This is a genomic window from Pseudomonas sp. GD03903, assembly GCF_029840045.1.
Classification (GTDB): domain Bacteria; phylum Pseudomonadota; class Gammaproteobacteria; order Pseudomonadales; family Pseudomonadaceae; genus Pseudomonas; species Pseudomonas pseudonitroreducens.
This window is the reverse complement of the sequence record NZ_JAOCBT010000004.1, coordinates 15,662-28,460: the sequence shown is the minus strand read 5'-3', so window position 1 is coordinate 28,460 and position 12,799 is coordinate 15,662. Positions and strand designations below refer to the sequence as shown.

The 12,799-nt window shown below is 64.7% G+C and carries 11 protein-coding genes and 1 tRNA gene; 6 read left to right on the top strand and 6 right to left on the bottom strand.

Annotation, left to right across the window (positions count from 1 at the left end; genetic code table 11):
• Positions 1-14: 14 nt before the first annotated feature.
• Positions 15-2,231, bottom strand: coding sequence for a TonB-dependent receptor (locus tag N5C91_RS07110; protein ID WP_279828701.1), 2,217 nt, complete (start codon positions 2,229-2,231; stop codon positions 15-17).
• Positions 2,232-2,587: 356 nt separating this feature from the next.
• Between N5C91_RS07110 and N5C91_RS07105 the strand changes: the two genes are divergently transcribed.
• The gene (locus N5C91_RS07105; RefSeq protein ID WP_279828700.1) at positions 2,588-3,325 is read left to right on the top strand and encodes a metallophosphoesterase; all 738 of its coding nucleotides are present in this window, start codon (positions 2,588-2,590) and stop codon (positions 3,323-3,325) included.
• Between the two features lie 16 nt (positions 3,326-3,341).
• Here the strand turns inward: N5C91_RS07105 and N5C91_RS07100 are convergent, their stop codons facing one another.
• Positions 3,342-3,776 carry a CBS domain-containing protein gene (locus tag N5C91_RS07100; RefSeq protein ID WP_081518744.1) on the bottom strand — a complete coding sequence of 145 codons (435 nt, stop codon included), beginning with the start codon at positions 3,774-3,776 and terminating at the stop codon, positions 3,342-3,344.
• A 176-nt stretch (positions 3,777-3,952) separates the two neighbouring features.
• On the opposite strand from N5C91_RS07100, the gene N5C91_RS07095 reads away from it, so the two are divergent.
• Both N5C91_RS07095 and N5C91_RS07090 read left to right on the top strand, forming a co-directional pair.
• Positions 3,953-4,135: a hypothetical protein gene (locus N5C91_RS07095; RefSeq protein WP_236172101.1), complete on the top strand. Its 183-nt coding sequence runs from the start codon at positions 3,953-3,955 to the stop codon at positions 4,133-4,135.
• Positions 4,136-4,212: 77 nt separating this feature from the next.
• On the top strand, positions 4,213-4,938 hold the full coding sequence (locus N5C91_RS07090; protein ID WP_236172099.1) for a hypothetical protein: 726 nt from the start codon (positions 4,213-4,215) through the stop codon (positions 4,936-4,938).
• Between the two features lie 35 nt (positions 4,939-4,973).
• Here N5C91_RS07090 and N5C91_RS07085 read toward each other — a convergent pair whose 3' ends face one another.
• On the bottom strand, positions 4,974-5,567 hold the full coding sequence (locus N5C91_RS07085) for a hypothetical protein (protein ID WP_279828699.1): 594 nt from the start codon (positions 5,565-5,567) through the stop codon (positions 4,974-4,976).
• 224 nt (positions 5,568-5,791) lie between these two features.
• Positions 5,792-5,868: transfer RNA gene (locus N5C91_RS07080), tRNA-Arg, on the bottom strand.
• A gap of 656 nt (positions 5,869-6,524) precedes the next feature.
• Between N5C91_RS07080 and gabD the strand changes: the two genes are divergently transcribed.
• From gabD to N5C91_RS07065, 3 genes are all read left to right on the top strand, one after another.
• Positions 6,525-7,976 carry an NADP-dependent succinate-semialdehyde dehydrogenase gene (gene gabD, locus N5C91_RS07075; protein WP_054910195.1) on the top strand — a complete coding sequence of 484 codons (1,452 nt, stop codon included), beginning with the start codon at positions 6,525-6,527 and terminating at the stop codon, positions 7,974-7,976.
• A 201-nt stretch (positions 7,977-8,177) separates the two neighbouring features.
• Entirely contained in the window at positions 8,178-9,458 is a 1,281-nt protein-coding gene (gene gabT, locus N5C91_RS07070) for a 4-aminobutyrate--2-oxoglutarate transaminase (RefSeq protein ID WP_279828698.1), read from the top strand.
• A 250-nt stretch (positions 9,459-9,708) separates the two neighbouring features.
• Entirely contained in the window at positions 9,709-10,905 is a 1,197-nt protein-coding gene (locus N5C91_RS07065; protein WP_279828697.1) for an HDOD domain-containing protein, read from the top strand.
• On the opposite strand, the gene N5C91_RS07060 is transcribed toward N5C91_RS07065, so the two are convergent.
• Both N5C91_RS07060 and argH read right to left on the bottom strand, forming a co-directional pair.
• Complete coding sequence (locus N5C91_RS07060) at positions 10,891-11,172, bottom strand: hypothetical protein (protein WP_236172091.1); 282 nt, start codon at positions 11,170-11,172, stop codon at positions 10,891-10,893. The two genes, N5C91_RS07065 and N5C91_RS07060, sit on opposite strands and share 15 nt — an antisense overlap.
• 51 nt (positions 11,173-11,223) lie before the next feature.
• On the bottom strand, positions 11,224-12,618 hold the full coding sequence (gene argH / locus N5C91_RS07055; protein ID WP_037014656.1) for an argininosuccinate lyase: 1,395 nt from the start codon (positions 12,616-12,618) through the stop codon (positions 11,224-11,226).
• Positions 12,619-12,799 lie beyond the last annotated feature (181 nt).

The following is a 12,799-nucleotide window of genomic DNA, read 5'->3' as shown; positions in this document are numbered from 1 at the left end:
GGCAGTTACCTCGCTCAGAAGTCGGTGGTGACCGAGACGCCGAAGGTGCGCGGATCACCGAACATCACCGCGGCAGTCTGGTAGCCGCCCGGCAGGGTGTGGTTGCGGTATTCCTTGTCGGTCAGGTTGTTCACGTAGGCGGTGACGCGGGTGGTTTCGCCGGGCAGCTCGTAGGTCACCCGCGCATTGCCCAGGGTGTAGCCGCCGCTGCGCATGTTGGCGCTCTGGTCGTTGGTGAAGAAGTACTGGCGGCTGCGGGTGTTCCAGTCGGTACCGAGGATCACCGCGCCGCCGACGTTCAGCGGGATGCGGTAGTCGGCGCCGATCACCGCCGAGACGCTGGGCGCGCGGACGAAATGGTTGCCGGAGTAGTCGTCGGTACCCGAGGTGTAGTCGGTGAACTCGGTGTGCAGCAGGCCCAGGCCGAAGTTGACGTGCAGGTTCTGCAGCGGGATGGCTTCGAGTTCGAACTCGGCGCCATAGGCCTCGCCCTGGGCGCCGTTGGCCAGGCGCGAGACGGTCTGGTTGTTCACCGCGGTGACGATGTTGAGCTGGATGTCCTTGTAGTCGTAGTAGAAGACGCTGGCGTTGGCATTCAGGCGGCCATCGAACCATTCCGACTTCAGGCCCAGCTCGTAGGAGGTGAGGTATTCCGGATCGACCTTGGCCACCGTGGCCTGGCTGGTGACGCCGGCGTTATAGCCACCGGAGCGGAAGCCACGGGCATAGCGGAAGTAGGCGCGGGCGTTGTCGGAGATCCGGTATTCGGGCGTCAGGTCCCAGCTGTAGTCGCTCCAGGTGTTGCTCTCGTCCTGGGTGGCGTTGACGATCAGCGGCGAGTCGACGTTGCCCGGCTGCCACCAGTGGCCGTCGCCGAAGCGCGCAGCGCCCTGGTTGACCAGGCGCGAGAGATCGATGTCCTTGGTCTCGCGGGTCCAGCGCAGGCCGGCGGTGAGGCTGAAGTCGTCGGTGAAGTTGTAGGTGGTGCTGCCGAAGATCGCGTAGCTTTCGGTCTTCTGGTCGTAGCTGACGTTGTTGTAGTAGCTGGGCACGTAGACGTTGGGCAGCGCCGCGTTGGCGTTCTTCGATTCCAGGTCCTCGTTGAAGTAGTGGAAGCCCAGCACCCAGTTCAGCCGGTCGCTGCGCGGCGAGGCCAGGCGCAGTTCCTGCGACCACTGCTGGCTGTCGGCATAGCTGTAGCTGCGTTGAAGCTCCAGCGGGGTGTTGTCGCTGTCGGTCCAGCCGTCGCGGGTGAAGTGTTCGAAGGCGGTGATGGAGGTCAGCTCCAGCTCGCCCAGCTGCCAGACCAGGTTGAGGCTGCTGCCGGCCTGGTCGATCTCGGCCTGGTACTTGGCGTTGAAGTTGGCCTTGCCCAGTTCCGGATCGATGGAGTAGCCGAACTGGTTGGTACCGTTGGGCCGGGTGCCGTAGCTCACCGTGTTGTAGCTGGCGGTGTCGTGGTAGTGGCGGGCGTGGACGTTGAGGTTGGCGTCGAGGTTGTCGTTCACCCGCGCGGCCAGTTGCAGGCGCACGGCGTCGTCTTCCAGTGCGCCCTGGTCGTTGCCGTCGTTCCTGTTCTCGGTGTAGCCGTCGCGGCCCTGGTGGTGGAAGGACACGCGCCCGGCCAGCTTGTCGTCCACCAGCGCGTCGCTCACCGCGCCTTCGACGATGCGGTTGGCGTAGTTGCCCATGTCGACCTTGAAGTAGCCCTCGGGGCTGAAGGTCGGCTTGCGCGAGATGAAGTTGATCGCGCCGCCCGTGGTGTTCTTGCCCCACAGCGTGCCCTGCGGGCCGCGCAGCACTTCCACGCGCTCCTGGTCGAACAGCGGGAAGCCGGTGGCGCTGATGTTGGCGATGTACACATCGTCGACGTAGATGCCGATCGGGCTGACCGTGTTGGCACCCTGGTCGCCGGTACCCAGGCCGCGAATCCACCAGCGCGGTCGACCGTGGCCGTCGGTGGTGCCGGCGGACGCGTTGGGGGTGTAGCGGGTGACTTCGTTGGCCGATTGCAGCGAGGCATCGCGGATCTTCTCGCCGCTCAGCACGGTGATCGGCGCCGGTACTTCCTGTACCGACTCTTCGCGCTTCTGCGCGGTCACCACCACCTTGCCGAGGGTCGGCGCGGCGCTGGTTTCTTCCTGGCTCTGGGTGTCGCCGTCGGCTGCATGCGCGCCGAGGCTGGCGAGTCCCAGGACGACGGCGAGGGAAAGGGTATTGCGTTTGAACATGGTGTCCCCAGGGGGCGGCGAAATGACGGCTGGCTCTGTGGTGCTCGGTCGTCGCCGCAAGGCATCAAGCTGTTATTGCGTTGCGCTTCTGTTGGCTCACGCGTGAAAAAGGCCGGTTGGCTTGAAGGGGACATCGCAACTTCCGTACCGCTTCCTGCTGGTCGATTAACTCTCTGATAAATATGGGTTTTACTATCGGCTTGCGGGCGCTGTGCTGCTGGGGCAGCAGCCAATGCTGGGGGCGTCGCTGCCTGAGCAGCAGCGCGGCAGCAGACCCCCCGAGGCTTTCGTCGCAGTGCCGCTGGAACGCAATGTGCAGCTGTTAAACTGTGTCCTTGAAAGCCCTGGAGTTGGTAATGAATACGCTCTTGCCGGAGCAGTCCGTGCAACGATTTCCGCGCAACCCGCGTGGCCGCGACTTCGTGGTGGGGGATGTGCACGGCCATTTCGAATTGCTCGAGCGCCTGCTCGGACAGGTCGGGTTCGACCCCGCCGCTGATCGCCTGTTCGCCGCTGGCGACCTGGTGGATCGCGGGCCCTATTCCCCGCAAGTGCTCGACTGGCTGGCCAAGCCCTGGTTTGCATCGGTGCGCGGCAATCACGAGCAGTTGGTCATCGATATCGTGCTGGCGGGGGACGATCGCGACCTGCACCTGCGCAACGGCGGTGCCTGGCTGTACAAGCTCACACCGCTCACCCGCGAGCGCATTGCCCGCCGTCTGCAACAGTTACCGCTGGCGATCGAAGTGGAACTGGGCGATGGCCGTCGCGCCGGCATCGTGCACGCCGAGGTGCCGATCACGCCGGCGTTCCCTGACTGGGACAGCGGTGTGGCGGCGCTGGCCGGTGAGCTTGGCGAAGATGCCCGTCAACGCGCCGCCGCCATCGTGATGTGGGCGCGCACGCGGATCGAGAAGGAAGACGCCACGCCCATCGCCGGGCTGGAGCGCCTGTATGTCGGCCATACCGCGCAAAGCGCCGTGCGCCCGCTGGGCAACACTCACTACATCGACACGGGCAGCGGCTACGCCGACGGCTGCCTGAGCATCGTCGACATGCACAGTGGCGCGGTGGCTACGGCGGCCGCGCGCTGAGCGACCGCCGGGACGCTCACTCGCCGCGGATGTACTGTTCCAGTTGCTGGATCAGTTCGGCCTGTTCGGCGATGGCCGCCTTGACCAGGTCGCCGATGGACAGCAGCCCGAGCAGCTCGCCGTTCTCCACCACCGGCAGGTGGCGCAGGTGGCGCTCGGTCATGATGCCCATGCACTTGTCGACGTTCAGGTGGGTGTCCACGGTAATCACCGGGGCGGTCATCACCGCGCTGATCGGCGTGTCCTCCGAGTTGCGCCCCTTGAGCGCCAGGCGTCGGGCGTAATCGCGCTCACTGAAGAAGCCGACCAGCTGGTTGGCCTCCACCACCGGCAGGCCACCGAGGTTCTTTTCCGCCATCAGGCGCAATGCATCGATCACCAGCGCATCCGGGGCGATGGTGTAAACCTGCTGGTCCGCCTTGGCGTTCAACAGCTGAGCCACAGTCTTCATTCCTACCCCCTGTTCGTCGTCTCACGGCGCAGCGCCCGTGGTTCATAGAGAATCGTGGACGAATCGCGATCCGGCAAGGCCGGAAAGCGCCGTCCGCCGTCACGCGAGCGTCATCCGCCCGCGGCGCGACTTATACTGTGATTCCCTTCCCTGTTTCCCCCCACGAAAGACCGGCCATGACTGACGACGACCTCGACCTCCACGAGCCCGAACACGACCACCTGCTGGACCTCGATGACGACCTCGACGGCCTGCTCGAGGAGGATGCGGCATTCTTCGAGGATCAGCCTGACGATCACCAGGCCGATGATGAGGAAGCGGAGGAGTATCAGCCGGGCCTGGATGACGAGGACTGGTAAGCGGGCTGACCTTCAGACGATACCCGGGCGTCATGATTGGCTGGCAGAATGCCGGCAGACAATAAAGAGAAAGCACCATGCGCAACGTCACGCTCGCCCTGGCCGTTTCCCTGATCTGCGGATGCTCCTCGGACGTCCGCCGGGATGAGCGCACCGCGCCCATCTCGCTTTACCGCGACACTCGCCACGTGATGGTGGTGAATTTCCAGCCCGACGCCAGCGTGGCGGCCAACCCGCGCTGGGGTGCGCTGAAGGCCAGTTGGCGCGAGGCGCTGCGTGACGAGGCGGGTTCGGCGGACTACCAGCTCACCGAGCAGGAGGGCGAGCCGCGCGCCACCGATACCCTGTCGACCCTGGTGGTCATCGAGGTTGGCGCCGGACATGGCGCCAACAACCGCACGAGCAACGATGGCGAAGAATGGATCGCCTCCACCGTGCGCTATCACGATGGCCTCACCGGCCAGCTACTCGCCTCGCGCCGTTACGAAAGCGAAGCCGACGGCGACCTGTTCACCTCCATGGGCTCGTCGGAAGTCAGTGCGGTGTCGGAACAGATCGTCGACGAGATCACCAGCGCCCTGCTGGTCGCCCGCCCGTCACGCAGCCTGCCGGCGCCGCTGCCCGCTACCACCCCGGCGCAACCGCCCGAGGCCCTCCCGCAGCCGGTTTCGCCGACCGCGGCGGAAACTGTCGCCCATGTCTCCCGGCCGCTGACCAAGGAGCAGCGCTTGATGGAGTTGCAGCAGCGCAACCTGCCGTACGAGGAATACCGCGACGAATACCAGCGGATCATGGGGCGCTGAGCGCCCCTGCGCTGTCGCGTGAACATTCGGGGTTGCTAGAACCAGCCGCCGCTCGACAGCTCCTGCTCGCAGCTCTTGTACTGGGCGCCGTACAGCGAGGCGCGAGCCTGGACCTTCTGTGACGTCGCCTTCAGCCATGGCTTGGCGTCGTAGCTGCGATTGCGATAGCCGCCCCAGCCCTCGTGGTAGTTCAGGTACTGGGCGTAGGCATCCCACTTGGAGACGCGATTCACGCTGTAGGTCTTGTTCATGTACCAGCCCATGAAGTCCAGCGCATCGGCGAAATCATCGCGGTCGGCGCCCCAGCCTCCCGCTTCCTTCTTGTAGTCCGCCCACGTCTCGTCCTTGGCCTGGGCATAGCCGTAGGCGGTACTGACCCGGCCCCAGGGAATGAAGCCGAGGAAGTAGTAACGGGGTGGCAGGGCGTCGTGCCTGAAGGAGGACTCCTGGTACATCATCGCCATCGGCACCTGGATCGTCCCGCCCCAGCGCTTCTGCATCTTCAGCGCCGCATCGTGCCATTTCGGCTTCTCGCGAAAGATCTCGCAGAGGTTTTCCGGGTGCGCCGGCGGCTTGGTGGCGCACCCGGCAAGGGGCAGCAGCAGGGCTGGCAGCAGGAGCCGGAGCATGGGCGGTGAGTCCTTTTCTCGCGCGTTGGCAGCAGGCTTATACAACCTTGGGTGGTGAAGTTGAATCGTCGCCTGTCGAGGATGATCCTCGAACTTGCGCCTGCCGCCACGATAGCGGTGCTGAAGCTCGCGCTGCGTTGCCGGTAGAAACTGAAAAGCCCGCTCAGGGCGGGCTCTTTCAGGCAGTTTCGCAGGCAGCATGAAGCAGTTCGAAACAACATAGATGGCGCACCAGGCGGGATTCGAACCCACGACCCCTGCCTTCGGAGGGCAGTACTCTATCCAGCTGAGCTACTGGTGCGTATGCCGCGGCTGGCGCGGCAGGCGGCAATCATACGCATCTCCCGTGCGGGCGTCCAATGCAGGTACGCTCGTTCATGATATCGAACGAAAACAGCCGCTTGTCGGTAGAAGTGCTCCGAAAACCCGCTGCAACCTGATACCTTCGTTGGTTTTGTCGAACGAGCTATTGCCCTTTGCAGTCGAGGGCCCTAGGATTCGTTTGAGATTTCAAACGCCTCCCCATCACAACAACAGGAGACCGGAGAATTGGCATCACACCAGCCGGCCATCAGCCTGCGGGATGACAGTCTTCCGTTGCACCCACCGCATGTCCCTTGTGACAGGTCTCCGTGCGGCTTCCGTCGATCAGCGTACCGGAAGGTTGTAGGGCAGTCGTACTCCTGGGCAGAGCCCGGGAATCTGTGCGTGAACGAGTTCAACCAGACCGGGCAATGACCCCGGCCTGCGTTTTTTCGTGTCCGCATGCCGAGCGAACTAAGAGCCGTTCGCCGGGCGTCGCCTCCGTGCAGGGGCGGCATTCGCCTCCGGCGCCGATACGGGTCGGTCGGGGCGAATGAACGGCAGAGACTGCGGTCTCTCCCATCCAGACAACAAGGCAGGCGGGACTCCAAGCAGACCCGCCGTCCACAGGCTTTCCTCGAAAGGAGACAGGTCATGCAACTCAATGATGCCAAGCTGTTCCGCCAACAGGCTTACATTGACGGTTCCTGGGTCGACGCCGATAACGGCAAGACCATCAACGTGAACAACCCGGCTACCAACGAGATCATCGGTACCGTGCCGAAGATGGGTGCCGACGAAACCCGTCGCGCCATCGAAGCCGCCGACAAGGCCCTGCCGGCCTGGCGTGCACTGACCGCCAAGGAGCGCGCCAACAAGCTGCGCAAGTGGTTCGACCTGATGATCGCCAACCAGGACGACCTGGCTCGCCTGATGACCATCGAGCAGGGCAAGCCGCTGGCCGAAGCCAAGGGCGAAATCGCCTACGCCGCCTCCTTCCTCGAGTGGTTCGGTGAAGAAGCCAAGCGCATCTACGGCGACACCATTCCGGGCCACCAGCCCGACAAGCGCATCATCGTGATCAAGCAGCCGATCGGCGTGACCGCGGCTATCACCCCGTGGAACTTCCCGTCGGCGATGATCACCCGTAAAGCCGGCCCGGCCCTGGCCGCTGGCTGCACCATGGTGCTCAAGCCTGCTTCGCAGACTCCGTACTCCGCCCTGGCCCTGGCCGAGCTGGCCGAGCGCGCCGGCATTCCGAAGGGCGTGTTCAGCGTGGTCACCGGCAGCGCCGGCGAAGTCGGCGGCGAGCTGACCAGCAACCCGATCGTGCGCAAGCTGACCTTCACCGGCTCCACCGAGATCGGTCGCCAACTGATGGCCGAATGCGCCAAGGACATCAAGAAAGTGTCCCTGGAACTGGGCGGCAACGCTCCGTTCATCGTGTTCGACGATGCCGACCTGGACGCCGCCGTCGAAGGCGCGCTGATCTCCAAGTACCGCAACAACGGCCAGACCTGCGTCTGCGCCAACCGCCTGTACGTACAGGACGGCGTGTACGACGCCTTCGTCGAGAAGCTGAAGGCCGCCGTGGCCAAGCTGAACATCGGCAACGGCCTGGAGCAGGGCGTCACCACCGGCCCGCTGATCGATTCCAAGGCTGTTGCCAAGGTCGAAGAGCACATTGCCGACGCCGTTTCCAAGGGTGCCAAAGTCCTCACTGGCGGCAAGCCGCACAGCCTGGGTGGCACCTTCTTCGAGCCGACCATCCTGGTCGACGTACCGAAGAGCGCCCTGGTGTCCAAGGACGAAACCTTCGGCCCGCTGGCGCCGGTGTTCCGCTTCAAGGACGAGGCCGAAGTCATCGCCATGTCCAACGACACCGAGTTCGGCCTGGCTTCGTACTTCTACGCCCGCGACCTGGCCCGCGTATTCCGCGTTGCCGAGCAGCTGGAATATGGCATGGTGGGTATCAACACCGGCCTGATCTCCAACGAAGTCGCACCGTTCGGCGGCATCAAGGCCTCGGGCCTGGGTCGTGAAGGTTCGAAGTACGGCATCGAGGACTACCTCGAAGTCAAATACCTCTGCCTCGGCGGTATCTGATCCGTTTTTTCCGTGGGCGCGGGGTGGCAGGCAAGAGCTGACAGCCACCTTCGCGCCGGCGTTTTCCGGTGGTAGCACCGGACAACCCGTCTGGCGGGCCGCAAGTTCCACGACAGTCGATCATCGTATGCTGTCGCGTGAGGCTTCTCCCCGCTTTCATCCTTTGATCCGGTCGCCCGATGAGCGGCCACTGAGGAAGCTATGAGCAAAACCAACGAATCCCTGCTGCAACGTCGTCAGGCCGCCGTACCGCGCGGTGTAGGCCAGATCCACCCGGTTGTCGCCGAGCGCGCCGAGAACTCCACCGTGTGGGACGTCGAAGGTCGCGAGTACATCGACTTCGCCGGCGGCATTGCCGTACTGAACACCGGTCACCTGCACCCGAAAGTGATCGCTGCCGTTCAGGAGCAACTGACCAAGCTGTCCCACACCTGCTTCCAGGTGCTGGCGTACGAGCCCTACATCGAGCTGGCCGAAGAAATCGCCAAGCGCGTTCCGGGCAACTTCCCGAAGAAGACCCTGCTGGTCACCTCCGGCTCCGAAGCTGTTGAGAACGCCGTCAAGATCGCCCGTGCCGCCACCGGCCGCGCTGGCGTGATCGCCTTCACCGGCGCCTACCACGGCCGTACCATGATGACTCTGGGCCTGACCGGCAAGGTCGTTCCGTACTCCGCTGGCATGGGCCTGATGCCGGGCGGCATCTTCCGCGCCCTGGCTCCGTGCGAACTGCACGGCGTGAGCGAAGACGAGTCCATCGCCAGCATCGAGCGCATCTTCAAGAACGACGCTCAGCCGCGCGACATCGCTGCCATCATCATCGAGCCGGTTCAGGGCGAGGGTGGCTTCTACGTCAACTCCAAGGCCTTCATGCAGCGCCTGCGCGCCCTGTGCGACGAGCACGGCATCCTGCTGATCGCTGACGAAGTGCAGACCGGTGCTGGCCGTACCGGCACCTTCTTCGCCACCGAGCAACTGAGCATCGTCCCGGACCTGACGACCTTCGCCAAATCCGTTGGCGGCGGCTTCCCGATCTCCGGCGTTGCTGGCAAGGCCGAGATCATGGACGCCATCGCTCCGGGCGGCCTGGGCGGCACCTACGCCGGTAGCCCGATCGCTTGCGCCGCGGCCCTGGCCGTGCTGAAAGTGTTCGACGAAGAGAAGCTGCTGGACCGTTCGCAAGCCGTTGGTGAGCGCCTGAAGACTGGCCTGCGCGACATCCAGGCCAAGCACAAGGTAATCGGCGACGTTCGCGGCCTGGGTTCGATGATCGCCATCGAGCTGTTCGAAGGCGGCGATCACAACAAGCCGGCCGCTGAACTGGTCAGCAAGATCGTGGTTCGTGCCCGTGAGAAAGGTCTGATCCTGCTCTCCTGCGGTACCTACTACAACGTGATCCGCTTCCTTATGCCGGTAACCATCCCGGACGCGCAGCTGGACAAAGGCCTGGCCATCCTGGCCGAGTGCTTCGACGAACTGGCCTGAGCCTCATCGCTCTAGCCGTTCAGGAGAAAGGCCCGCGCAAGCGGGCCTTTCTTTTTGTGCGTCTTTTTTTGTGAGAATTGTCTTCCGAAGTTGATGGCGCGCATGGGAAGCCTGAGGGCTTTGGACTACGCTGCGCAGTATCCGTAGGCCGTTGGCCGGCGGCATCCGAAGGACTGGGCATTCGACAGGGAAGGCTCTGGATCGGTTGTTTCCGCCCGCGACGGCGTTCGTCCCGAACGAGGTGTGATCCATGAGCGTTTCTCCCGGCGTGCTGGTGGCTGCCAGCGATCCCTGGAGCCGTGAGCTGCTTGGCCAACTGGTGCTGAGTGTGCGCTGCGACGCGAGCGTCGAATTCTGCGAGGACGGCGACACGGCCATCGAGGCCTGCCGCCGCCATCCCTTCGCCCTGATTCTGGCCGAGCGCGAATTGCCCGGCAGCGATGGCCTGGAATTGCTCCGCCACGTGCGCATGCGCCGCCGCGGGCCGGTCGCCCAGCCATTCATCCTGATCAGCTCCAAGGCCGATGCCGCCAGTGTGCGCGCCGCCCTGCCGCTTGCGCCCACGGCCTACCTGGTCAAACCCTTCAATGCCGAGAACCTGCGCGAGCGCCTGCGCTCATTGCTGTTGGCGCCGGGCGAGAGCGTCGTCTGCGAGTTGCCAACCCTGGAGCAGAGCCTGTCGCTGGAGCGCTTCCTGCAGACCGAACGCGATGCCACCGAGGGCGCACCGCTGATGGGTGAGGTCGGTGCAGCGGTGAATCGTTGCATGGAAGCCAGCGATATCAACCTGGAAATGCTCGAGCAGGAGTTCGGTCACGATCCACAGATCACTGCGTGCCTGATCTCCGCCGCCAACAGTGCTGCACGGCACGTCGGCATGCCCTGCCAGACGCTGATGCAGGCATTGTCGCGGCTGGGTGTGGCGCAGGCATTGAACCTGATGCTGGCGGTCGCCCTGCAGCGCGCAGCCACCCTCAATGATCCGCTGCTCAAGGAGCGTGCCGAGCGCTTCTGGGAGCTTTCCCGACATACCGCCGACGCGGCCTTTGCCCTGGCCGAGTCGCTGGGGGCAGACGCCGACCGCTGCTTCACCGCTGGTTTGTTGCATTGCCTGGGCGACCTCGCGCTGCTGCGCAGCCTGCAGGACTGGCACAGCGCCGGCGGCGAGCTGGGCGAGGCGGATGTGGATAAGGCCTTGAAGGCGCACGGTGCGAGCTTTGGCTCCGCCTTGCGTACCCGCTGGCGCCTGCCGCTGGAGCTGCGCAACCTGATCGCCGCGGCCTATGCCATCGACAACGGCGTGTTCAGCCGCGAGGCGTTGATCGTCAACCTGGCTTCCAGCGCGGCACGCCTGCCGGAGAACGACTTGCCGGCCCTGACCGAGCACAAGGCCGCGCGCATGTTGCGGCTGACGCCGGCGCAGCTGGGCTTTCTAGGTCGGACCTAGCGCTCGCCAGAAGACCAGCGCCAGCACGGTGAGCAGCACCAGCGCGCCAACAAGTTGCACCAGCCAGTCGGTTCCCCGGAAATCGTCGGGAGATGCCGGCCCGCACGGTCGCCTGCCCAGTGTGATCAGGCGCAGGAAGAGCCAGCCGAGCAGATAGCTGAAGCGGTTGAAGAGGGCGTCAAGCAGACCTTCGAGCAGAAACTCGAAGCCCAGTAGCAGAAGGCGGAGCAGGCGCCCCAGCAGGGCGGTGGGGAGATCGTCGAGCATGGGAATCCTTTCCCCTCGATCGGCCGCGCCGGGCGGCGCGGCCGATGGCTGTTAACGCGAAGCCAGCAGTTCCTTGCCGCGCACGACAGCAGCGCGAACCTGGTTCGGTGCAGTGCCGCCGATATGGTCGCGGGCGTTCACCGAGCCTTCCAGGGTCAGCACGGCGAACACATCGTCGTCGATCTGGTCGCTGAACTGGCGCAGTTCGTCCAGGCTCATCTCGGCGAGGTCCTTGCCGCTGTCCACGCCGTACTTCACGGCGTGGCCGACGATCTCGTGGCAGTCGCGGAACGGCAGGCCACGGCGCACCAGGTAGTCGGCGAGGTCGGTGGCGGTGGAGAAGCCGCGGCGGGCAGCTTCACGCATGATCTCGCGCTTGGGCTTGATCGCCGGAACCATGTCGGCGAAGGCGCGCAGGCTGTCGCGCAGGGTGTCGGCGGCGTCGAACAGCGGTTCCTTGTCTTCCTGGTTGTCCTTGTTGTACGCCAGCGGCTGGCCCTTCATCAGGGTCAGCAGGCCGGCAAGGTGGCCGAACACGCGGCCGGACTTGCCGCGCACCAGCTCAGGAACGTCCGGGTTTTTCTTCTGCGGCATGATCGAGGAGCCGGTGCAGAAACGGTCGGGCAGGTCGATGAACTGGAACTGGGCGCTGGTCCAGAGCACCAGCTCTTCGGAGAAGCGCGACAGGTGCATCATCGCCACGGCGGCAGCGGCGCAGAATTCGATGGCGAAGTCGCGGTCGGAGACGCCGTCCAGCGAGTTGCCGGAGATGGCTTCGAAGCCCAGCAGTTCGCAGGTGATGGTCCGGTCGATGGGGTAGGTGGTGCCGGCCAGCGCGGCGCTGCCCAGGGGCATGCGGTTGGCGCGCTTGCGGCAGTCCACCAGACGCTCGTAGTCGCGGCTGAGCATCTCGAACCAGGCCAGCAGGTGGTGGCCGAAGGTCACCGGCTGGGCGGTCTGCAGGTGGGTGAAGCCGGGCATGATGGTGTCGGCTTCGGCGTCCGCGAGGCCCAGCAGGCCCTGTTGCAGGCGGGTGATCTCGGCGAGGATCAGGTCGATCTCGTCACGCAGCCACAGGCGGATGTCGGTGGCCACCTGGTCGTTGCGCGAGCGGCCGGTGTGCAGCTTCTTGCCAGTGATGCCGATGCGGTCGGTCAGGCGTGCTTCGATGTTCATGTGCACGTCTTCGAGGTCGACGCGCCAGTCGAAGGTGCCGGCTTCGATCTCGCTCTGGATCTGCTTCAGGCCATCGATGATGGTGTCGCGCTCGGCGTCGGTCAGCACGCCGACCTTGGCCAGCATGGTCGCGTGGGCCATGGAACCCATGATGTCGTGGCGGTAGAGGCGCTTGTCGAAGTCGACGGAAGCGGTGAAGCGGGCGACAAAGGCATCGACGGGCTCGCTGAAGCGGCCGCCCCAGGACTGGTTGGTCTTCTCTACGCTCATGGATCTCTCTCGCTGAAACGGGCAGGCGCGGCGCGCAGCCTGCATGAAGGGCAAAGTGCGACGATAATAGCAGGCTGAAGGACAAAACCGGCGGCGCTTTGGCGGGTTACGGCAGGGTAGTGGCGGTGAATCGTCGCAGGGCCGCTGGCCGATCTTTGCGCTGCCCGACAATTCCAGGCTT

What these genes read in the sequence shown, in the direction of transcription:
- gabD (WP_054910195.1), top strand. Translation starts at nt 6,525, where the DNA reads ATGCAACTCAATGATGCCAAGCTGTTCCGCCAACAGGCTTACATTGAC.
- N5C91_RS07060 (WP_236172091.1), bottom strand. Translation starts at nt 11,172, where the DNA reads ATGCTCGACGATCTCCCCACCGCCCTGCTGGGGCGCCTGCTCCGCCTT.
- argH (WP_037014656.1), bottom strand. Translation starts at nt 12,618, where the DNA reads ATGAGCGTAGAGAAGACCAACCAGTCCTGGGGCGGCCGCTTCAGCGAG.
- N5C91_RS07100 (WP_081518744.1), bottom strand. Translation starts at nt 3,776, where the DNA reads ATGAAGACTGTGGCTCAGCTGTTGAACGCCAAGGCGGACCAGCAGGTT.
- N5C91_RS07105 (WP_279828700.1), top strand. Translation starts at nt 2,588, where the DNA reads ATGAATACGCTCTTGCCGGAGCAGTCCGTGCAACGATTTCCGCGCAAC.
- N5C91_RS07110 (WP_279828701.1), bottom strand. Translation starts at nt 2,231, where the DNA reads ATGTTCAAACGCAATACCCTTTCCCTCGCCGTCGTCCTGGGACTCGCC.
- N5C91_RS07095 (WP_236172101.1), top strand. Translation starts at nt 3,953, where the DNA reads ATGACTGACGACGACCTCGACCTCCACGAGCCCGAACACGACCACCTG.
- gabT (WP_279828698.1), top strand. Translation starts at nt 8,178, where the DNA reads ATGAGCAAAACCAACGAATCCCTGCTGCAACGTCGTCAGGCCGCCGTA.
- N5C91_RS07085 (WP_279828699.1), bottom strand. Translation starts at nt 5,567, where the DNA reads ATGCTCCGGCTCCTGCTGCCAGCCCTGCTGCTGCCCCTTGCCGGGTGC.
- N5C91_RS07090 (WP_236172099.1), top strand. Translation starts at nt 4,213, where the DNA reads ATGCGCAACGTCACGCTCGCCCTGGCCGTTTCCCTGATCTGCGGATGC.
- N5C91_RS07065 (WP_279828697.1), top strand. Translation starts at nt 9,709, where the DNA reads ATGAGCGTTTCTCCCGGCGTGCTGGTGGCTGCCAGCGATCCCTGGAGC.